Annotated in this window: 19 protein-coding genes; 2 read left to right on the top strand and 17 right to left on the bottom strand. The window is 32.2% G+C overall.

Annotated elements, in window-relative coordinates; translation table 11 throughout:
- Positions 1-91: 91 nt before the first annotated feature.
- The 12 genes from NR218_RS07805 to zapA form a co-directional block, all read right to left on the bottom strand.
- Positions 92-604, bottom strand: coding sequence for a YfcE family phosphodiesterase (locus NR218_RS07805; protein WP_017175710.1), 513 nt, complete (start codon positions 602-604; stop codon positions 92-94).
- Positions 604-1,185: an XTP/dITP diphosphatase gene (locus NR218_RS07800; protein ID WP_019835740.1), complete on the bottom strand. Its 582-nt coding sequence runs from the start codon at positions 1,183-1,185 to the stop codon at positions 604-606. Before NR218_RS07800 ends, NR218_RS07805 begins: the two co-directional genes overlap by 1 nt.
- A gap of 30 nt (positions 1,186-1,215) precedes the next feature.
- Positions 1,216-2,013, bottom strand: a complete 798-nt coding sequence (racE, locus tag NR218_RS07795) for a glutamate racemase (RefSeq protein WP_002450014.1) — start codon at positions 2,011-2,013, stop codon at positions 1,216-1,218.
- A 175-nt stretch (positions 2,014-2,188) separates the two neighbouring features.
- On the bottom strand, positions 2,189-3,046 hold the full coding sequence (sdhB, locus tag NR218_RS07790) for a succinate dehydrogenase iron-sulfur subunit (RefSeq protein ID WP_037541368.1): 858 nt from the start codon (positions 3,044-3,046) through the stop codon (positions 2,189-2,191).
- Complete coding sequence (sdhA, locus tag NR218_RS07785; RefSeq protein ID WP_019835741.1) at positions 3,046-4,812, bottom strand: succinate dehydrogenase flavoprotein subunit; 1,767 nt, start codon at positions 4,810-4,812, stop codon at positions 3,046-3,048. Before sdhA ends, sdhB begins: the two co-directional genes overlap by 1 nt.
- An 80-nt stretch (positions 4,813-4,892) precedes the next feature.
- Complete coding sequence (locus NR218_RS07780; RefSeq protein WP_017175714.1) at positions 4,893-5,507, bottom strand: succinate dehydrogenase cytochrome b558 subunit; 615 nt, start codon at positions 5,505-5,507, stop codon at positions 4,893-4,895.
- Positions 5,508-5,927: 420 nt separating this feature from the next.
- Positions 5,928-7,712 (bottom strand): excinuclease ABC subunit UvrC, encoded by a 1,785-nt coding sequence (uvrC, locus tag NR218_RS07775; protein ID WP_049382514.1) that lies wholly within the window; start codon positions 7,710-7,712, stop codon positions 5,928-5,930.
- Positions 7,713-7,808: 96 nt separating this feature from the next.
- Complete coding sequence (gene trxA, locus NR218_RS07770) at positions 7,809-8,123, bottom strand: thioredoxin (protein ID WP_002449989.1); 315 nt, start codon at positions 8,121-8,123, stop codon at positions 7,809-7,811.
- 180 nt (positions 8,124-8,303) lie between these two features.
- A complete protein-coding gene (locus NR218_RS07765) occupies positions 8,304-10,655 on the bottom strand; it encodes an endonuclease MutS2 (RefSeq protein WP_017175716.1) in 2,352 nt (783 codons plus the stop codon).
- A gap of 9 nt (positions 10,656-10,664) precedes the next feature.
- On the bottom strand, positions 10,665-12,377 hold the full coding sequence (gene polX / locus NR218_RS07760; protein WP_017175717.1) for a DNA polymerase/3'-5' exonuclease PolX: 1,713 nt from the start codon (positions 12,375-12,377) through the stop codon (positions 10,665-10,667).
- A gap of 73 nt (positions 12,378-12,450) precedes the next feature.
- Positions 12,451-12,972 carry a CvpA family protein gene (locus NR218_RS07755; RefSeq protein WP_017175718.1) on the bottom strand — a complete coding sequence of 174 codons (522 nt, stop codon included), beginning with the start codon at positions 12,970-12,972 and terminating at the stop codon, positions 12,451-12,453.
- Positions 12,973-13,239 (bottom strand): cell division protein ZapA, encoded by a 267-nt coding sequence (gene zapA / locus NR218_RS07750; protein ID WP_017175719.1) that lies wholly within the window; start codon positions 13,237-13,239, stop codon positions 12,973-12,975.
- Between the two features lie 213 nt (positions 13,240-13,452).
- On the opposite strand from zapA, the gene rnhC reads away from it, so the two are divergent.
- Positions 13,453-14,379 carry a ribonuclease HIII gene (gene rnhC / locus NR218_RS07745; protein ID WP_017175720.1) on the top strand — a complete coding sequence of 309 codons (927 nt, stop codon included), beginning with the start codon at positions 13,453-13,455 and terminating at the stop codon, positions 14,377-14,379.
- A gap of 438 nt (positions 14,380-14,817) precedes the next feature.
- On the opposite strand, the gene pheT is transcribed toward rnhC, so the two are convergent.
- The 5 genes from pheT to NR218_RS07720 all read right to left on the bottom strand — a co-directional run bounded on the left by pheT (position 14,818) and on the right by NR218_RS07720 (position 20,298).
- Positions 14,818-17,220 carry a phenylalanine--tRNA ligase subunit beta gene (pheT, locus tag NR218_RS07740; protein WP_049416184.1) on the bottom strand — a complete coding sequence of 801 codons (2,403 nt, stop codon included), beginning with the start codon at positions 17,218-17,220 and terminating at the stop codon, positions 14,818-14,820.
- The gene (gene pheS, locus NR218_RS07735) at positions 17,220-18,278 is read right to left on the bottom strand and encodes a phenylalanine--tRNA ligase subunit alpha (protein ID WP_017175722.1); all 1,059 of its coding nucleotides are present in this window, start codon (positions 18,276-18,278) and stop codon (positions 17,220-17,222) included. The genes pheT and pheS overlap by 1 nt, the downstream gene beginning before the upstream one ends.
- Before the next feature lie 351 nt (positions 18,279-18,629).
- Positions 18,630-19,370, bottom strand: a complete 741-nt coding sequence (locus NR218_RS07730) for a TrmH family RNA methyltransferase (protein WP_265883304.1) — start codon at positions 19,368-19,370, stop codon at positions 18,630-18,632.
- 115 nt (positions 19,371-19,485) lie between these two features.
- Positions 19,486-19,659 carry a 50S ribosomal protein L32 gene (gene rpmF / locus NR218_RS07725; protein WP_001830121.1) on the bottom strand — a complete coding sequence of 58 codons (174 nt, stop codon included), beginning with the start codon at positions 19,657-19,659 and terminating at the stop codon, positions 19,486-19,488.
- An 84-nt stretch (positions 19,660-19,743) separates the two neighbouring features.
- Positions 19,744-20,298 carry a YceD family protein gene (locus tag NR218_RS07720; RefSeq protein WP_017175724.1) on the bottom strand — a complete coding sequence of 185 codons (555 nt, stop codon included), beginning with the start codon at positions 20,296-20,298 and terminating at the stop codon, positions 19,744-19,746.
- Positions 20,299-20,424: 126 nt separating this feature from the next.
- Between NR218_RS07720 and NR218_RS07715 the strand changes: the two genes are divergently transcribed.
- Positions 20,425-21,564, top strand: a complete 1,140-nt coding sequence (locus NR218_RS07715; RefSeq protein WP_265883301.1) for a nucleotidyltransferase — start codon at positions 20,425-20,427, stop codon at positions 21,562-21,564.
- Positions 21,565-21,577 lie beyond the last annotated feature (13 nt).

The raw sequence follows: 21,577 nt of genomic DNA, 5'->3' as shown, positions 1-21,577 counted from the left end.
TAGTTAAACTAAATAACTAAATGTTTGGTATCAAATTTGAAATTAGCTAGGACTAGACTATCTTGCATTGTAGTCCTAGCCCTTTTAATAGTTAATTAATTTCAAATTCTATTGATTGTATGACTTGATGATCTCTATTTCTAAAATTCAGCGTAGCTTTTTTACTTTCATCCTCTATAAGTAGTTCTGCGTATGTTTCTTCTATATTACTACGCGACTGTGAAATACTACCAGGATTTATAATATGGACGTCGCCTAATTTTTCATATTTAGCTATATGTGTATGCCCATAAAACGCAAATTGACAACCAAGAGATTGTGCTTTTTCAGCCAAACGCATACGTGTTTGATTTACACCATAAAGATGACCGTGGGTGTATAATGCTTTAACACTGTTCTTTTCAATGATGTCTTCATTTGGAAATTCAGGATAAAAGTCACAATTACCTTTTACACGTTGATACAAGCTTAATTCAGTATCATTATATTTAAATTCAGAATCTCCTAAATGTAAGCATATATCTGCGTCTTTATGATAGTCGTATAATTGATACAGAATTCCAGATTCTGTGTGATTATCACTTACAATTAACCATTTAGACATTATTTTTCACGCTCCAAAAATTCATTTAAAGCTTTAATTGCATTTCCACGATGACTCACATCGCTTTTTTCTTCTGTAGTTAATTCAGCCATTGTTTTGTTCTTCTCTGGAAGATAAAAAATAGGATCATATCCGAATCCATGATTTCCTTTACGTTCTGTTGTAATTTCTCCTGATACAGTTCCTTTGAACATATGTGTTGGTTCATTTGGCGCACTCATGCTAATGACACATACAAATTGTGCCTTTCTATTTGTCTCACCTTCTAACTTTTTAAGTACTTTATCAATATTTGACTCATCATTTTTCTCAAGACCAGCATAACGTGCAGAATATACACCAGGCTCACCATTTAGAGCATATACTTCTAAACCACTATCATCGGCAATCACTCTTTTATTGAGTGCTTTAGCTGCCGCTTCAGATTTTAATCGTGCATTTTCTTCAAAGGTAGTGCCTGTTTCTTCAACATCAAAGTCCTTTATAATTTCTGAAATGCCAATAACATTATCATTTGGAAAAATAGCTTTAAAATCATTTATTTTACCTTTGTTGTTAGAAGCTATAACAATGTCTGCCACTTAAATCTTCCTTTCACTTCTGTTTTAAATTTAATCTACTTTTATACGTTCAACTTCTACATCTAATTTCAGCCATTGAGAAATGATATGTTTAATATGAACCGTATCACCTGTTGCAAAAAATCGATGTTTTGGATGTTGCGTATAGCTTGCATGTTCATTACTAAACGTAAGTAATGCACTTACTTCACGTGCAGTTTCAAGCCCAGAAGAAATAACTTTTTTATTTCCACCAAAATAATCATTAATAGGTTTATATAATAATGGATAATGCGTACAGCCTAAAATAACAGTATCGGCATCTGTGTTACGCCAATGTTTTAAAGTCTGATGTATTACAATACTAGTTATTGTAGGGTCATCATAACGCATTTGTTCAACGAGTGGTACGAAACCTGGACATGCTACCCCATATACTTCGACATTTGGGTTTATTCTTTTAATATGATGGCGGTAAGCTTCTGATTTAATCGTGCCCTCAGTACCTAAAATTAAAACTTTTTGATTTTTTGTAGTCATAATAGCGGTTCTAGCACCAGGTTCAATGACTCCAATAACTGGAATTGGTAATAACTGCTGTAAATGTTCTAACGCCACTGCAGTTGCAGTATTACAAGCAATGACTAACATTTTTATATCAAATTCCATCAGTTTATTAGCAAGTTGCGTCGTAAAAGTTTTTACTTCTTCTCCAGGTCTTGGACCGTATGGACACCTTGCGATATCGCCTAAATAATATATTGTCTCATTAGGAAGTTGTCGCATAATTTCTTTAGCTACAGTTAGTCCTCCAACTCCTGAGTCTATGACACCAATGGGTTTATTCATTTACATTCATCCTTATAATACATAATACGTTTATTTTACCATAGACAAACCTAATCATTCATTAATTGATATTTTTGCGCATTTTTATTTTACTCAATAAACATTTATATCCGTATTGAATTCCCCATTAATAAAAACCAGCAAAGTATTTACTTTGCTGGCAAATATGTCATGTTTAATTTACTTGATGATCAGAACCAAAGAATGATTTAAACATATGGAATGATGTTTCACGGTTCATTGCTGCAATTGACGTTGTTAACGGAATACCTTTTGGACATGCATTAACACAGTTTTGAGAATTACCACATTCTTGTAAACCACCTTCACCCATTAAAGCATTCAGCCGTTCATCTTTAGTCATTGAACCAGTTGGATGTAGATCAAATAAACGTACTTGTGAAATAGCTTGTGCACCAATAAATTTATTATTACGTGTTACATTAGGACACACTTCTAAACATACACCGCACGTCATACATTTTGATAATTCATATGCTGTTTGACGTTTCTTTTCTGGAATACGTGGACCTGGTCCTAAATCATACGTACCATCAATTGGAATCCAAGCCTTCATACGTTTTAAGTTATCAAACATTCTTGTACGATCGACTTGTAAATCACGAATGACTGGGAATGTACTCATAGGTTCCAAACGAATCGGCTGTTCTAATTGGTCAACAATTGCTGAACAGGCTTGACGTGCACGACCATTAATAACCATTGAACAAGCACCACATACTTCTTCTAAGCAGTTCATATCCCATACTACTGGCGTTGTTTTTTCTCCTTTACTATTCACAGGGTTGCGTCTTATTTCCATTAAACAAGCAATCACGTTTAAATTCTCTTTATAAGGAATTTCAAATGTTTCTTCATACGATTTTGCTTCTTGGTTATCTTGACGTTTAACAATTAATTTAACTGTTTTTTGCGTGTCTTTTTCTTCTTTATGTGTTGTTTCTTGATTATGTTGTTCATCTGTATGACGTAATTCTTCTGGAGTTTCTTTTACTGATTGATTGTTAGCCATCATTTTTTACCTCCTTTAGATTTACTTGTATAGTCACGTTTACGTGGTGGAATTAAACTGATATCGACAGGTTCATATGTGAATTTAGGTGCTTCATATTCACCTTGATATTCAGCTAAAGTTGTTTTTAACCATTCATCGTCATTACGTTCTGGGAATTCTGGTTTATAATGTGCGCCACGAGATTCATTACGGTTATACGCACCAATTGTTATAACACGTGCTAGCTGCAACATGTTCCATAATTGACGTGTAAAGAATACAGCTTGGTTACTCCAAGTTTGTGTATCTTCCATATCAATATTTTGATAACGTTCCATTAACTCAACAATTTTTTTATCCGTTTCTAATAATTTGTCATTTTCACGTACTACTGTAACGTTAGCTGTCATAATTTCGCCTAATTCACGGTGAAGTTTATAAGCATTTTCAGTACCACGCATATTAAGTAATTCGTCGAAACGTTTTTGTTCTTCATCTACACGTTTTTGATAAATACTGTCATCTAACTCAGTATATGATGTTTCGATATTTTCAACGTATTTAATTGCATTTGGACCTGCTACTGTACCGCCGTAAATCGCTGATAATAACGAGTTAGCACCTAAACGGTTACCGCCATGTTGAGAGAAATCACATTCTCCTGCAGCAAATAACCCTTTAATAGTTGTCATTTGATCATAATCTACATATAATCCACCCATTGAATAATGTACTGCTGGGAATATTTTCATAGGTACTTTACGTGGATCATCACCAGTGAATTTTTCATAAATCTCAATAATACCACCTAATTTAACATCTAATTCATGTGGATCTTTATGAGATAAATCAAGATACACCATATTTTCACCATTAATACCTAATTTTTGATTGATACATACATCAAAGATTTCACGTGTTGCAATATCACGTGGTACTAAGTTACCATAATCAGGATACTTTTCTTCTAAGAAGTACCATGGTTTTCCATCTTTATAAGTCCAAATTCGACCACCTTCACCACGTGCTGATTCACTCATTAAACGTAATTTATCATCACCAGGAATTGCCGTAGGGTGTATTTGAATAAATTCTCCATTTGCATATTTAGCGCCTTGTTGATATACGATAGATGCAGCTGATCCAGTATTAATCATTGAATTCGTTGTTTTACCAAAAATAATACCGGGACCACCTGAAGCCATAATAACAGCATCAGAACCGAAAGATTTAATTTCAGAAGTAGTTAAATTTTGAGCAACAATACCCCTTGCTGCATTTTCATCATCTTTAACTAATCCTAAAAATTCCCATCCTTCATACTTAGTAACTAAACCATCAACTTCAAAAGAACGAACTTGTTCATCTAAAGCGTAAAGTAATTGTTGTCCTGTAGTTGCACCAGCATATGCTGTTCTATGATGAAGTGTACCTCCGAAACGTCTAAAGTCTAACAATCCTTCATTTGTTCTATTAAACATAACGCCCATACGATCTAATAAATGGATAATTTTTGGTGCAGCTTCAGTCATTGCTTTGACTGGTGGTTGGTTCGCTAAGAAATCTCCACCGTATACTGTATCGTCAAAATGAATCCATGGTGAATCTCCTTCACCTTTAGTATTTACCGCACCATTAATACCACCTTGGGCACATACAGAGTGCGAACGTTTAACAGGTACAATTGAGAATAAGTCCACATGTGCACCTTGTTCTGCAGCTTTAATTGTTGACATCAGACCCGCGAGGCCACCTCCGACAACAATAATTTTTTTCTCTGCCATAGAATTGTCACTCCCCTAAAATATATCTGAAACTAACCTATTGATTCCTTTTATAACTATGCTTTTATTACTTTCATTTTTTATGCAAAAGCTAAAATTGCAGTCACACCTATGTATGACAGAATTAAGAAAATAATTAATGAAACCCATGTGAAAATACGTTGTGATTTTTTAGATTGTAAAAATCCCCATGTTACTAAGAATGACCAAATACCATTAGAAAAATGGAAAATGACAGCAATAACACAAATAATGTACACGATAACCCAAATTGGATTTTGTAACGTTTGATGCATCATGTCATAACTGATTTCTTTACCAAAGAAAAGTTTTTGTAAACGTGTTTGCCATAGGTGTACAAAGATGAATACGAAAGCAATAATCCCTGTTAACCTTTGTAGCGCAAACATCCAGTTTCTAAATAATGAATAATGGCCGATATTTTCTTTAGCAGTAAAAGCAATATGAATACCATATAGTCCATGATATAAAATTGGAATGTAAATCAAAATAAGTTCAGTTACTAATAAAAATGGTAAAGATTCCATAAAGCCTGCAGCCTTATTAAAAGCCTCAGCTCCTTGAGTCGCTTGGTGGTTAATCATTAAATGAACAATTAAAAACGCACCAATCGGAATAATCCCTAGTAGTGAATGAAGACGTCTAAGATAAAATTCATTTTTAGACTTAGCCAAAAGGAGTCCCCCCTGTTATAAAACATAATAAATTTAAATAGCTTCTTTTTAAGATAGTACTATAAACGCATTTACTATTTTATTTAGTACTCGTATGCATAAAAATATAATAGTTATAATGATTGTAAATTTTCTGAAAATTAAACAAATCAAACATCTACTTTTTATTAGATTGAGTATTATTATTTTTCATAACTACAAGTATGTCTTAAAAAAGTAAATATAATTAAAAACAAGACGAATAAATGAGATATACAAGTATTACATGATAATTGTGTAAATACTATAAAATGATAATATTTCTCATTTAGAAAACGCTTCCATACTTTCTTAAAAAAATAAGCCTTTTGTTAACTATATTGTAACATTCTTTCTATATGTATGGGGTATGAAATTCAAAGTCATACCCCTTTTTTGAAATTAATCTTCTTTTAAAGCATATTGTAGATTTTCAGCTACCTTTTTAGGTAATCCTGCAGCTTTTAAATCTTCTATACTAGCTTCTTTCATTTTTTTAATGGAACCAAATGTTCTTAATAATTTTGTTTTTCGTTTACTTCCTATACCCTCTACTGTATCAAGAACAGATTGTAATCCAGTTTTTTGTCTAGTTTGACGATGGAAAGTTATCGCAAAACGATGTACTTCATCTTGAATTCTATGGAGCAAATAAAAGGCTTGACTATTTTTCTTTAGAGGTACAACCTCAGCATTTGTACCGTATAATAATTCAGATGTTTGGTGTTTATCATTTTTTCTTAATCCAGCAACAGGAATATCTAAACCTAGTTCATTTTCTAGTACATCTATGACACCAGACATATGTCCTTTACCACCATCAACGATAATAAGATCTGGTAATGGAAGACCTTCATTAAGTACACGCGTATAACGACGGCGTACAACTTCTCTCATCGACTTATAATCATCAGGACCTTTCACAGTCTTAATTTTGTATTTACGATATCCTTTTTTATCCGGTTTACCATCCACAAATGTTACCATTGCCGAAACAGGATCAACACCTTGGATATTTGAGTTATCAAATGCTTCAATTCTTATCGGTGTTTGAATGCCCATTCTTTCACCAAGTTCTTCGATAGCTTTTATCGTTCTAGATTCGTCTTTAGCGATTAATTGAAATTTATTTTCTAGTGCAACTTCAGCATTATGATTAGCTAAATCAACCATTTCTTTCTTTGTTCCACGCGCAGGTAGAACAATTTTTGTATCAACTACAGAGTGAATGATATCTTTATCTAAATTTTTCGGTACATGTACTTCTTTAGGTAAAATATGTTGATTTAAGCTGTAGAATTGTCCAATGAATGTATAAAATTCTTCTTCTTCTGTTTGTTGTAGAGGAATCATTGTTGCATCACGTTGAATCATATTTCCTTGTCTAATAAAGAATACTTGAATACACATCCAACCTTTAGAAACACTATATCCAAAAACATCTCTAATTGTATTATCTGAAGACATAATTTTTTGTTTTTTAGTTAAATTATGAATATGTTGAATTAAATCTCTATATTCTTTAGCACGTTCAAAATCTAACTTCTCACTAGCATCTAGCATGCGTGTTTCAAGATTATGAAGAATTGTTTTATCTTCTCCATTTAAAAAGTCAGTAATTTCACGCGTCATTTGTGCATATTTTTGTTGATCTACATCATACACACATGGTCCCATACACTGACCGATATGATAATATAGACACAATTTATCAGGCATTTTATCACATTTTCTAAAAGGATAAATACGATCTAATAATTTTTTAGTTTCCTGTGCTGAATATGCATTAGGATAAGGTCCAAAATATTTTCCTGTACCTTTTTTTACTGTACGTGTCACAAGTAAACGAGGATGTTTTTCTTTAGTAATCTTTATAAAAGGATAACTTTTATCATCTTTTAATAAAATATTGTAGCGAGGTTGATATTGTTTGATCAAATTCAACTCAAGTAATAATGATTCTGTCTCACTTGAAGTTACAATAAATTCGAAGTTACGAATTTCACTAACAAGACGTGTAGTTTTTGCATCATGTGCACCAGTAAAATAAGAACGTAGTCGATTTCGTAATCGTTTTGCTTTACCTACATAAATAATTTGGTCATTTCGATCTTTCATTAAATAACAGCCTGGTTCAAATGGGACGACACTTAATTTATCTCTAATTTTTTCTTCGTAGTCGGTCATCCGTCTCCTCCTTTCTATTAACTTGACGTTCACATAAAAAAGACGGAGCGATTACATAACATGTAATGCCCCATTCTTTTATAATTGTACTAAATATTATAGATGTTTATCTAAAACTTCTGCTAAGTTTTCTTTAGGTTGGAAACCTACTACTTTATCTACTGCTTCTCCATCTTTAAATACGATTAAAGTTGGGATGCTCATTACTTCATATTTAGCAGCAGTAGATGGATTTTCATCTACATCTAATTTTAAGATGTCTGCTTTACCATCATAGTCTCCAGCTAATTCTTCTAACACAGGGGCGATCATTTTACAAGGTCCACACCAAGTTGCCCAAAAATCTACTAATTTAACACCTGATTGAATGTTTTCATCAAAATTTGAATCTGTAACTTTTACGATTGCCATAATTGCCAATCCTCCTTAAATATTAAATGATGAGCAAATTATAACAGACTTTCCATATATCTGCATTGCTCTTGCTCATCTTTATCACTATTTATTAATCTTGTCATAAACTTGTGTTAAGATTAAACGCTTGCTTTATTGTACGTCAAATTTTAAAAAAATCAACATTCTAGTTTTATATTATTTAAGTTCTGCTACTGTAACACCAAATCCGCCTTCACTTGGCAGTCCACCACGAAAAGATTGAACACTTTTATGTTTTTTTAAATGATTTTGAACTGCTTTTTGAAGTGCACCTGTACCTTTACCATGAATAATATAAACCTGTTCATAGTTACTTAATACAGCTTGGTCAATATATTGATCTAAAGCTCCAACCGCTTCTTCATAACGATAGCCTCTTAAGTCTAATTCTGTTTTAATAGTTTGACGATTTTGGCGTGTCACCATTTTCGTTGGTTTTTCTTTTTTCTTTTTCGTTTTTTCTAAATCTTCAATAGGTAACTTCATTTTGATAATACCCATTTGAACTACAGCTTCATTTTCTCCGCTTAATTCTAATACTTCGCCTTTTTGGCCATAAGATAATACTTTAACTTCATCGCCAGCATGAATATCATCCCATTTTTGTTTTTTTACATTTTGTTTTAAGGATTTAGCTTCATATTGATCTTCTAAATGTTTTTTCTTATCTATTAATTCATGTTCTTTTACGTCGGCCCCTTTTTTATCTCGCATTTCTCTTAAATCTTTTAGAATGTCATCTGCTTCTTTTGTAGCTGATTTAATGCGCTGATTTGCTTTATCTTTAGCTTCATCCATTAATTTTTGTTCATAATTTTTATATTGTTGATACTGACGTTCCAAATCATCATGCGTCGTTCGTGCTTCTCTCAATAATTTTTCAAGCTCAATACGTTGTTCATCCACACGTTTAGAGTTTTTCTCTAATGATTCTATCATTGAATTAATTTCTTGTTCGTCTGTACCAATCATTGTTTTAGCCTTATTAATGATGTTTAATCCTAAACCTAATTTTTTAGAAATATCAAAGGCATTGGAACGTCCAGGAACACCCATTAATAATTTGTAAGTTGGACTTAATGTATTCACATCAAACTCAACACTTGCATTCATAACGCCTTCACGATTATAACTATAAGCTTTAAGCTCTGGATAATGTGTCGTTGCCATAACTAGTGAACCAATCTCCCTCACATGATCGAGAATACTCATAGCTAAAGCTGCACCTTCACTCGGATCGGTTCCAGCACCTAATTCATCAAATAAAACAAGACTATTTTTATCCGTTTCTTTCAAAATTTCTACAATATTTTTCATATGTGATGAAAACGTAGATAGCGATTGTTCAATCGATTGTTCATCACCTATATCACAATATACGTTTTCAAATACACTCAATTGACTACCATCTAATGTAGGAATGAGTAACCCGGATTGAGCCATCACAATGATAAGTCCCAACGTTTTTAAAGTGACAGTTTTACCACCTGTGTTAGGTCCCGTAATAATAACCGTTTCAATATCATCAATAAATTCAATTGTATTTGCTACGACTGTATCTTTATTCAATAAAGGATGATAAGCATTAGGTAAATAAACCGTTCTTTCCTTATAAAAAGTAGGTTTTGTCCCTTTAATTGATCGTGCATAGCGCGCTTTAGCCGTTAAGAAATCAATTTGACCCATAACCGACTCTGCCACTAAACAATTATCATCATCGGCAGCTACGAAACCTGTTAATTCTGTTAATATACGTTCACGTTCTACTGCTTCATCATTTCTTAATCGACTAATTTGATTATTCATTTCAACAATAGAAGATGGTTCAATATAAAGGGTTTGTCCAGAAGCTGATTGATCATGCACAATCCCTTTAAAATCTTGTCGATATTCTGCTTTTACCGGTATCACATTGCGATCATTTCGCACTGTAATAATGGCATCTGAAAGTTTCTTTTGATTAGCTTGACTTTTAACAATACGATCTAAATTTTGTCTAATGCGTTGAGTCGTACTTGATATTTTGCTTCGAATACCTTGCAATTCATAACTTGCATTATCATATAAATCGTAAGCATCACATTTTTCATTTATTTCTTGATATAAATCAGTAAGTACAGGTAGTTGATTCATTCTTTCATTTAAAATTGGATACTTTACGACGCCTTCATCTTCTTCAAGCAGTTGATTATAAAATGTTTTAAATTGATTTTGTACTTGTATCAACCGCTTAATTACATTTAATTCGGTAACATTAAGCACTCCACCAATTTTAGCACGGTGAATTAATGGTGATACTTTTGATAAACCACTTAAACTAGGTAAACGATGTTTATTATAAATTTGTGATATTTCATCTGTCTCATTCATTTGAAATTCTACAGTTTCAAAATCAGTTGCTGGAGACATTTTAGACACTTTTTCACGTCCTAAATCACTTATCGTTTCAGAAGCTACAAATGATTTGATTTTATCAAACTCTAAGACGTCTAATGTTTTTTGTCTCATACAATCCCTCTATTTCTGTAATTTAATATTATTATTAATAAAGTTTTTAAAAGCGTCACGCGTCATTGTATTAATCACTCTATCTTTATTTACAAATCCTTTTTGCGCAGTAGCTACGCCATATTTCATAAAATCAAGATGATCCACATGATGAGCATCTGTATTAATTGTTAATTTAATATTTGGATATTTTTTTACAGTGGCAGCATTTAAATCTAATCGTTTTGGATTAGCATTAATTTCCATTACCGTTTGTGTTTCTTCTGCAAGTTGCATCAACTGTTCTATATTAGGTTGATACCCTTCACGTCGCTCAATAATACGACCAGTTGGATGTGCAATATGTCTAACATAAGGATTACGACATGCATGTTCTAGGCGCTTCATAATCTCTTCTTCAGATTGATTGAAACTTTGATGAATAGCTGCAATAACATAGTCAAGTTGCGATAGTATATCATCCTCATAATCTAATGATCCATCAGGTAAAATATCCATCTCTGTACCTGAGTAAATATCTATTTCTGTGTATTCTTCATTCAAATTTTTTATTTCTTCATTTTGACGTAATAATCGTTCAACTTGTAATCCATGCGCAACTTTTAAACTCTTTGAATGATCCGTAATGACCATGTATTCATAGCCTTTTTTAATGTTTGCTTCAATCATCTCTCGTATAGAAAAAGCGCCGTCACTATACGTTGTATGCATATGAAGATCACCTTTAATATCATCTAATGTAATGATTGAATTTAAATCACGATCAAACTCACTGCCATCTTCACGCATTGCTGGAGCAATCCAATGTCTACCGAAGTGTTGGTAAATTTCAGCTTCACTTTGGAATTGGAGTAACGTTCCATCTTGTTGTTCGATACCATACTCACTCACTTTTTCATTTTGTGCTTTAGCAAGTTGTCTAATGCGAATGTTATGATCTTTGGAACCTGTAAAGTGCTGTAAGGTATGATAAAAGGCTTCTGGTTCAACAAGTCTAAAATCTACACCAATCGTTTCATCATCATATTCCAATTCAAGTGACACTTTCGTTTCTCCAACTGCGACTTCTTTCACTTTATTTGGAATATTTAAAAGGTGTTGTTGTACATGAAGAGGGTGTCGTGTACTAATAATATAGTCTAAATCTTTACTTACTTCTTTATAACGACGGAAACTACCTGCTTCAGAATAATGTTCAACTTCTTCTAATTGTTCTAGATAAGTCATAATATCTTTATTTAAATGTCGCATCAAATCAATAGGATAATGATCTTTTTTAGCTCCTAGTGCTTTTACTGCTTCAAGTATGTTTTGTTCCGTTTTTTTAGCAAATCCACTTAGTTCACTAACTTTTCCCGCTTCACAAGCTTCTTGAAGATGTTCTTTATCTGTAATATTTAACTCTTTATACAACTTTGCAATTTTTTTACTACCTAAACCTTGAATTTTCATTAAAGGAATTAATCCTTCAGGAACTAAACGTTGCAATTCTTTTAAAGTTGATGAGGTACCTGTTTCTCGATATTCGCTAATGACCTCTCCTACCCCTTTTCCAATTCCTTTTAATTCAGTAACATCTTTTATTTCATCTAAAGAACGTTCATCTATTTCAAGACTTTGTGCTGCTTTACGATAAGCAGATACTTTAAACGTATTTTCTCCATTCAATTCCATATATATAGCAATTTTTTCTAGTAGTTGAATTACATCTTTCTTTGTCATTACATTCACTCCATAAAAAGAGACCAGGAGGTTTATATCCATCACCTAGTCCTGACCTTTTATCTTTTTTTATTTATAAATTTAGTATATAAGATGATAAAAACGGCATCTTAAATAGAATAATATGGCTTAAATAACCGTGTTTTAAACTTTCTTGAATCCATTCATTAGGATATAAAGATACTAAATATAAAACAAGTTGCAGTACAATCACACTGGCAATACTACCTAATAAGCTTCCCAATATTCGACTTGTAACATGAATATTATGATATGACACTATATTATCAAAAGTTACAATAATAAGATATAAAAGCAACTTACTTATAAAAGCAATACATAAAAATGCCACAATAGTATCAAAACGTTGTTGTACATCATGATATTGAAATGCGAAGTGCGTATCAAAAGCAACTGTTTTAGGAAATGGAACAAAAACAATCATTTGTTTTGATATATATTGGTAAAAACGATGCGCAATGAATAGTGAGACAAGCGTAGACGACAAATGAAGACTATTCAGCCAAAGGCCTCTTCTAAAACCAATTATCATATACATCAAAATAATAAGTATCATTACTAAATCTATAGTCATTTAGCTATCCTGTTGTTTTAATTCATAAATCATTTGTTTTAATATTTCGTTTTCTTCTTCCAATTTCACTTTTTCGTCCATGATATTCACTGCAGTTAAAATTGCTTTTCTTGTTGTATCTAATCCTGCTGATTTACGTCCTAATAATCTTAGCTGTTCATCTACTAAATGTGCTACATAACGTATGTGTTCAGGATCATCGTCACCGATAATCGTAAAATTTTGATCATTGATCGATACATTAATACGATTTTTAAATTCTCCCATTGTATTAACTCCTGACTTTTGATAATATTTTAAATTTCTTTGACTAATGTTTTGTTGAGTGAATAAGTAGATTATTATTATTATACATGAGCGTCTCTTATTTGTAATTATAGATTTAAAATACTATTTATTTATACCACTAAACCTACGTTTTTATCTTCATTATGTTAAAGTATATCTATTAGAATTTTAAAAGAGAGGTTTAAACATTTTATGGGAAATGTAGTACATAAATTAACTAATCAAGATATTGAGCAACTTTTGAACCAAATTAACTTTAGTACATCCAATTTACCTAATGGAATGAAAGCAAGAACCAAATATCATGACACTGTCATTAGTATTTACAATTCTGGTAAAGTTATGTTTCAAGGAAAACATGCTGAACATATAGCGCGTCAATTTTGTACTACTGATTCTGTAACTAATTCAAAATCTTCAAAGGCAGATGATTTACATAATATAACATATAATGATTATAACTGTATTGGTAGTGATGAAGCGGGAAGTGGCGATTATTTTGGTCCATTAACGGTTTGTGCTGCTTTTGTATCTAAAGAGCATATAGATATTTTAAGAACGCTAGGCGTAGATGATTCGAAAAAATTAACAGACACTAAAATTATAGAACTTGCAGAACAACTGATTACCTTTATTCCTCATTCATTACTTACATTAAACAATACTAAATATAATGAAAGACAAGCACTAGGTTGGTCTCAAGTAAAAATGAAAGCAGTCCTTCATAATGAAGCGATAAAAAATGTAACTAACAAGATAGATACTAAAGCATTAGACTACATTGTCATTGACCAATTTGCAGAACGTAACGTCTACAAGCGTTATGCTCTAAGCGACTTACCTTTTCCAAATCAAACAAAATTTGAAACAAAGGGAGAATCTAAATCCCTTGCTATTGCAGCAGCAAGTATCATTTCTCGCTATGCTTTTATTAAGCACATGGATTCAATATCAAAAATGATGCATTTTGATATTCCAAAAGGCGCGAGTCATAAAGTAGATTTAATCGCTGCTCAAATTATTGAAAAATATAATATTAGTAAGTTAGATTCTATTTCAAAAAAACATTTTAAAAATCGTGATAAAGCATGGACGTTGGTTAATAAAAAGTATCAATAAAGAACATTTTAGAATGCTATACGATGATGTCTAAATTCATCAAATTCAGTATCGAGAATTGTTTCAACACTTTTATTTACATATCGTGACACATCGTTTGCGGGAACAAGTGCTGAAGTTTCTATCGGTCAAGTAAGTTGAGTCATGTTAGAATCTTTATACATAAGGTACCTCGTTAATTTAATGAAGTTTATTAAATTATACGAAAGGACCTTATTTTTTAAAAGTATTTCAATGTAAAATTACATAAAAAAAGCATTTTAGCGCGACTCTTGATAAAATAGGATACGCTAAAGACTACAGACTAAATTTATTCCCTAATAAAGCGAACCAACTATACAAAGTATTGTAAATAATGAAACCAGTAAATGACTTTATAATAAACTCATTTACTGGCTATTTTTTTAGGATGTATATCCCAATCTCTTCTTTAATTTATTATCGAATTGTAGCGCCTTTAGCTTTTAATGCTTCTAAAATTTTATCATGCACTTTAGAAACACGTTCATCTGTAAGTGTATTTTCAGTATCTAAATAATTTAAACGAATGGCTACTGATTTTTTACCTTCTTCCAAGTGTTCACCTTCATACACATCAAATACAAGTGTATTTTTTAGAATGTCTTCACCATTCTCATGAATAATGTCTAATAATTCTGATGAAGGCATGTCACGTTTTACTTCCATAGCGATATCTCTTGACACACCAGGGAATTTTGGAATTGGTTCATAATTAATGTAACCTACAGCTACTTGCATCATTGCATCATAGTCTAATTCAAATACATATGTGCGTTTAAGATCATTTTCAGCTGCTAATTGAGGATGTAATTCTCCTACAAATCCTATCTCTTTACCTTCTAATGAAACAATCGCAGTTCTACCTGGATGAAGGCCTTTTATTTCGCCAGCTTTATAAGTGAAACCTAAATTTAATTTTTCAGCAATTCGATCGACTACACCTTTAGCAATAAAGAAATCAATCTCTTCTTTTTTACCTTGCCAAGTATTAACTACATATTCTCCAGTTAGAATACCACTTAAATATTCGATTTCATCCGGTAATTCATCTTTTCCGTTACCAAAGAACACACGTCCAATTTCATATAATCTTACATTTTTATTTTTACGTGCTACGTTATAAGTTGTTGCTTCGATTAAATGTGGTAATAAGCTTTGACGTAATGTAGAATGCGCTTCACTCATTGGCATAAGTAGACTAATTGTAGGACGTTCTTGTAATGCAAAATCTTTGGCATGGTCTTTAGACACAAGTGAATATGTGATGGCTTGATTTAATCCTGCACCTTCGAGTGTTTCTTTTACCGTACGCGTTTTATATTGACGATCTGTCAATTTTCCACTAGTTACATCATCAAACACTGGTAAAGTTGAAGGAATATTATCATATCCGTATATTCTTGCTATTTCTTCAATTAAATCTTCCTTAATTGAAATATCTTTACGACGTGAAGGTACATATACTGTTAAAGTATCGGCATTTTGAATCGTTTTAAATCCTAATTGTTCGAAAATAGCTTTAATCTCATCATTTGATAAATTAAAACCAATTGTTTGATTTACTTTTTCCGCAGTAATATCAATTGGCGTAACAAGTGAACCTAAATCCCCTTGTGCCACTCTATCTTTTAATACTTCACCAGAAGCATAATGTTCAAGTAAATAACAAGCTCTATCGACTGCTTCATTAACAAATTCTGTTGCAATACCTTTTTCAAAACGACTTGAAGACTCACTACGTAAATTCAAACGACGTGATGTGTGACGGATAGATACAGGGTCAAAAATCGCACCTTCTACTACGACATTCATTGTTTGATCAGTCACTTCTGAAAAATCTCCACCCATAACACCAGCTAATGCAATAGGTTCTTTACCATTTGTGATAACGATATCTGTATCAATAAGCGTTCTTTCAGTATCGTCTAATGTTGTCATTGTTTCATTTTCATTCGCTTGACGTACAACGATATCTTTAGAACCCATATGGTCTTGATCAAACATATGAAGTGGTTGACCATATTCAAGTAATACATAGTTAGAAATATCAACTACATTATTAATTGGACGGATACCAGCTTTAATTAAACGTGCTTGCATCCAGATAGGTGATGGTGCAATTCTCACATTTTTAACAACTCTTGCACTGTAATAAGGAACTTTTTCAGGATTATCAACTGTCACTGATAACTCATCTGTTGCTGAAGTTTCAGTTTCGTTAAGCGTTGTGTTTGGTTTAGTCATTTCAGTTTGATATAATGCTGCAACTTCATATGCAGTTCCCACCATACTTAAAGCGTCTGCACGGTTAGGTGTTAAATCAAATTCCATAATTTGATCATTAAGATATAATGCGTCTAATGCATCAGTTCCCGGTGTCACTTCACTAGGAAATACGAAAATTCCATTTTCATAGTCTTTTGGTACAACATTACTTGAGACACCAATTTCTTGTAAGGAACAAATCATACCTTCCGAACGTTCTCCGCGTAATTTGGCACGTTTTATTTTAATACCTCCAGGTAAACGTCCACCTACTTTAGCCACAATCACATATTGATTTTCATCAACATTAGGTGCCCCACAAACAATTTGAACAAGTTCTTCTTCACCTATATCAACTTGACAGATATTCAATTTATCTGCATCTGGATGTTTTTCTTTAGATGTTACATATCCTACTACTACATTTTTAATATCTTTTGAGTAATCTATAATATCTGCTACTTCAATACCCGTACGTGTAATACGCTCAGCTAAGTCTTTAGCAGGTACACCAGCATCTACGTAATCTTTTAACCATTCATTTGAAATCAACATTATGCTTCACCTCTATCTTCTACAGCTTTAAATTGATTAAGGAATCTCACATCATTTGTATAGAAATGACGAATGTCTTCGATTCCGTATTTTAACATTGCTATACGATCTGGCCCCATACCGAATGCAAAGCCAGAATATTCATTTGAATCAAAACCGGCCATTTCTAGAACATTAGGATGTACCATACCTGCACCTAAGATTTCAATCCATCCAGTATGTTTACATACATTACATCCTTTACCTTTACATTTGAAACAAGAGACGTCTACTTCCACTGATGGCTCTGTGAATGGGAAATAACTTGGTCGTAATCGAATTTCACGATCAGCACCAAATAATTTTTTAGCTACTAACTCTAACGTTCCTTTCAAATCACTCATTTTGATATGTTTATCTACTACTAAACCTTCAATTTGTGTAAATTGATGACTATGTGTAGCATCATCTGAATCTCGTCGATACACTTTCCCAGGACAAATAATTTTTACTGGTCCTTGACCGTGACGTTTTTCCATTGTACGTGCTTGCACTGGAGACGTGTGCGTACGCATTAAAATCTCATCTGTAATATAAAAACTATCTTGCATATCTCGGGCTGGATGTGATTTAGGAAGGTTTAAAGCTTCAAAATTATAATAATCTTGTTCTACTTCGTATCCATCAACAATTTCATATCCTAATCCTAGGAATAAATCTTCAATTTCTTCAACCGTTCTAGTTAATGGATGTTTTGAGCCAATATTAATTTGGCGACTAGGTAATGTAACATCAATTGTTTCCTCAGCAAGTTGTTGGTTTAACTTTTCATTTTTTAATAATTCTTGTTTTTCTTCAAGTTCATTTTGAATTGCTTGTCTTAACTCATTTACTTTTTGTCCATAAGCTGGCTTTTCTTCATTTGGTAAATCTTTCATATTTTTCATTAAACCACTTACAGAGCCTTTTTTTCCTAGATACTTTACTTTGACATCTTGTAAAGCACGTTCATCTTGCGCTTCGTTAATGTCTACTAAAGCTTGTTGTCTTAATTCTGTCATTGAATCATTTTGAGTCATGACTTACACCTCATACTTTCTATTTATCATAAAATTTACTTTATTAAATTAAAAAAAGACTTTCATCCCTAAATAACTGGGACGAAAGCCTTCCGTGGTACCACCCAAATTTATGCCTAAGCATACACTTGTTAGCATTGTTAACGAAGATGCACTCCGACTTAAATTTCTTTAAGTAACCAAAAAGGTGAAAAAAACTAATGTAAATTGAAGTAAGTTTCAGTCACGCTTACTTTCCCTGTGCAATTAATCATTTAGTTTACGTCTTTTTATCGGTTTATATTTATCTTTAATAAACATATTATTTTAATTTTGTATACAATTAAGTATAGTCGATTTTAAATCAAAAGGTCAACCTTTCAAATGATAAAGCAAAATACTTCCAGCAATCGCCACGTTTAAACTTTCCGCTTTGCCGTATATAGGTATAATAAGATTCTGCGAGGTATGTGCTAATAATTCTTTATTAACACCTTCTCCTTCATTACCAAGTAATAAGGCAAATGTGTCTTGCGATTCGATGTTTTTATAGGACACAGCATTTTCTAAGGCTGTACCATATACTGGGCCATCAAATTGTTCAATAAATTTATTTAATTCTGTCGTGACAATAGGAATATGAAATACACTTCCTTGACTGGCTCTCATTACTTTATCTTGGTATGCGTCTGCTGTACCTTTTTCCATTACAATCATATCTATACCCGCAGAATCTGCTGTACGAATTAACGTGCCTAAGTTACCAGGATCTTGTATACGATCAAGTAATAACACTTGTTTCGCTTTTGAGATATCATGTTTAGGTTTTTCAATGACTGCAAAAAAACCTTGCGGTGTAATAGTCCCTGATAATGATTCAGCCACTTTCATATTAATTTCGTAAGCTTCTTTTGCATACTCTAAAAGTCTAGAATCTGTTCTTTCTGGCTCAATTACAAATAATTGTTTAATCATCATATTACTTTTAAATGCTTCATCAATTAAATGTATGCCTTCGATGAGAGCTAATCCTGTTTTATCGCGTTCTTTTTTCTTTTTAAGTTTATTTGCTAATTTAATTTTATTATTTTGTGTTGAAGTAATTTGTTCCATAATAGTCTCTCCAAATTATTTTTGATAGCAATGGTATAAATTGAGATAATATAAAAAAAGAGTGGGATAGAATTCATAATGAATTCGTATTCCACCTTTTTTAAATAGATATAAATTATTTAGAAACGACTTCTTCACCATTGTAAGAACCACAGTTTTTACATACGCGGTGAGATAATTTGTACTCGCCACAGTTTGGGCATTCAGTCATACCAGGTACTGAAATTTTGAAATGAGTACGACGTTTATTTTTTCTAGTTTTAGACGTTCTTCTTTTTGGTACTGCCATGATATATCCTCCTTAATATTAAAACACATAATCTCAAGTATTCGGTCATTTAATTATTATACTATAAATTAAATTAACCTGCTATTACTCTTTATCATATAACTGTTGTAATTTTTGAAGCCTAGGATCAACTTGGCGTGTTTGGGAATCGTCGTTATCTTTAGAGTGCTCAAGCTCAAGCGCTTGTTCTTCATCAATAACTTCCCAACCGTTACCTTCTGTAAGCATTTGATCACTATTCTCAGAAAATGCACGCATTGGCTTCTCAATAATAACCAATTCTTTAGCAATATCTCGGATATTAATCATACCATCTGTAGCAAGATGATAATGTTCATCTTCATCTACTTCTTCATCGGTATAACTATTATAACCTTCTAAATCAAATATTTCGGAAGTTCTGACATCAAGTGGCACATCTACAGGCACTAATGTACGAGCACAAGGCATAGTATACGTACCAGTAACATGCATATCTGCTATCACTTCATTTGATTTTATGGTTAATTCACCTTCGATATTCATCTCTGATAAATCAATCAGACCTAAAGGTTCTATTAAATCGTCAAAGTTCGCCTTTTCATTGAATTCAAAAGGTTTACCTTGATATTTTCTCAATTGCGTTATTGACCATTTCATATGGCTTCACCTCTAACAAACACAAAATTTATTTTAACTTTACTATTATAAGTTGTCAAGATTTTTTCTTAACATCTTATTATCTGTTACAATACTAATAATGAATACTGAAAGGACGAATTGCAAATGAAAAGTGTTGGATTGATTACCGAGTATAATCCATTTCATAACGGTCATGCTTATCATGCGCAACAAGCTAAAGTACAGTCCGATGCAGAGATCTCTATTGCAATCATGAGTGGTAATTTCGTTATGAGAGGTGAACCTGCTATTTATAACAAATTTCTACGTACACAAATGGCACTTTCCAATGTCGATTTAGTTGTTGAGTTACCCCTTATCGCTAGTCTTTCTTCAAGTGATTATTTTGCACAAATAGCTGTTCAAGTTGCTCGTTATCTAGATGTTGATACTATTGCTTTTGGAAGTGAAACGCCTGATATAACTCGCCTTAAAAACGTTGCAAATGAAATAATCAATTTAGAACATAGTTCAACTTTTAATCAAAAAGTAAAAGAAGGTAGTAATTATGCAAAAATTATAAATGATTTAATTAGCGATAATACTTTACTGAAAATGCCTAATAATATTTTAGCAATCACTTACTTAAAAGCTATACAACAATTTGCACCTCACATGAAAGGACTTGCTATCCAACGTGTGCATGCTCATCATCATGATGCGACAATTGAAACATCATCCTTTGCAAGTGGTTCTGCAATTAGGCAGTCGTTAATCACTCAAGAAACTCAGTGGACTACAGTTGTTCCCTCTTCAATTCAATCACTGTATACAACACCTCATTTAACTAAAGAGGATACATTTAGCTTGATTAAATATCATATCTTAAGTCATTCAATTCATGAAATGGCTCATATATACACTATATCTGAAGGACTAGAACATCGATTAAAAAAATATATCAATCAAGCCACTTCTTTTGAATCCTTTATGTCTTTACTGAAGACAAAACGCTTTACCTATACTCATTTACAACGCATACTTATGCAAATTCTTTTAAATGTAAAAAAAGAAGATTCTATTCAATCCATTTCAGCTGTAAGAATTTTAGGAATGAATCGTCGCGGACAAAGTTATCTCAAACAATTAAAAACCAAATTTCCAGAGCGTCAATTCATCACTAATATTAATAAAACATCTGCTCATTTTTTTAAAAATGAAATTAAATCTACCGATATTTATAACTTATTATCAGGTCAACAGAAAAATGATTTTAATACCCCTGTAATTAGATTAAATAATTGAATTAAAGCGTATG

The sequence above is a fragment of the Staphylococcus sp. SUC_1.2 genome, from assembly GCF_026222585.1.
Note: the sequence above shows the minus strand (reverse complement) of the source record. Positions and strands in the feature narration are given on the sequence as shown.

Coding starts and splice junctions, on each gene's coding strand:
- zapA (WP_017175719.1), bottom strand. CDS start 13,239: ATGGGAGAATTTAAAAATCGTATTAATGTATCGATCAATGATCAAAAT.
- NR218_RS07755 (WP_017175718.1), bottom strand. CDS start 12,972: ATGACTATAGATTTAGTAATGATACTTATTATTTTGATGTATATGATA.
- sdhB (WP_037541368.1), bottom strand. CDS start 3,046: ATGGCTAACAATCAATCAGTAAAAGAAACTCCAGAAGAATTACGTCAT.
- rnhC (WP_017175720.1), top strand. CDS start 13,453: ATGGGAAATGTAGTACATAAATTAACTAATCAAGATATTGAGCAACTT.
- sdhA (WP_019835741.1), bottom strand. CDS start 4,812: ATGGCAGAGAAAAAAATTATTGTTGTCGGAGGTGGCCTCGCGGGTCTG.
- trxA (WP_002449989.1), bottom strand. CDS start 8,123: ATGGCAATCGTAAAAGTTACAGATTCAAATTTTGATGAAAACATTCAA.
- pheS (WP_017175722.1), bottom strand. CDS start 18,278: ATGACTCAAAATGATTCAATGACAGAATTAAGACAACAAGCTTTAGTA.
- NR218_RS07720 (WP_017175724.1), bottom strand. CDS start 20,298: ATGAAATGGTCAATAACGCAATTGAGAAAATATCAAGGTAAACCTTTT.
- polX (WP_017175717.1), bottom strand. CDS start 12,377: ATGACAAAGAAAGATGTAATTCAACTACTAGAAAAAATTGCTATATAT.
- NR218_RS07730 (WP_265883304.1), bottom strand. CDS start 19,370: ATGGAACAAATTACTTCAACACAAAATAATAAAATTAAATTAGCAAAT.
- NR218_RS07805 (WP_017175710.1), bottom strand. CDS start 604: ATGTCTAAATGGTTAATTGTAAGTGATAATCACACAGAATCTGGAATT.
- NR218_RS07765 (WP_017175716.1), bottom strand. CDS start 10,655: ATGAGACAAAAAACATTAGACGTCTTAGAGTTTGATAAAATCAAATCA.
- racE (WP_002450014.1), bottom strand. CDS start 2,013: ATGAATAAACCCATTGGTGTCATAGACTCAGGAGTTGGAGGACTAACT.
- NR218_RS07715 (WP_265883301.1), top strand. CDS start 20,425: ATGAAAAGTGTTGGATTGATTACCGAGTATAATCCATTTCATAACGGT.
- rpmF (WP_001830121.1), bottom strand. CDS start 19,659: ATGGCAGTACCAAAAAGAAGAACGTCTAAAACTAGAAAAAATAAACGT.
- uvrC (WP_049382514.1), bottom strand. CDS start 7,712: ATGACCGACTACGAAGAAAAAATTAGAGATAAATTAAGTGTCGTCCCA.
- pheT (WP_049416184.1), bottom strand. CDS start 17,220: ATGTTGATTTCAAATGAATGGTTAAAAGATTACGTAGATGCTGGTGTA.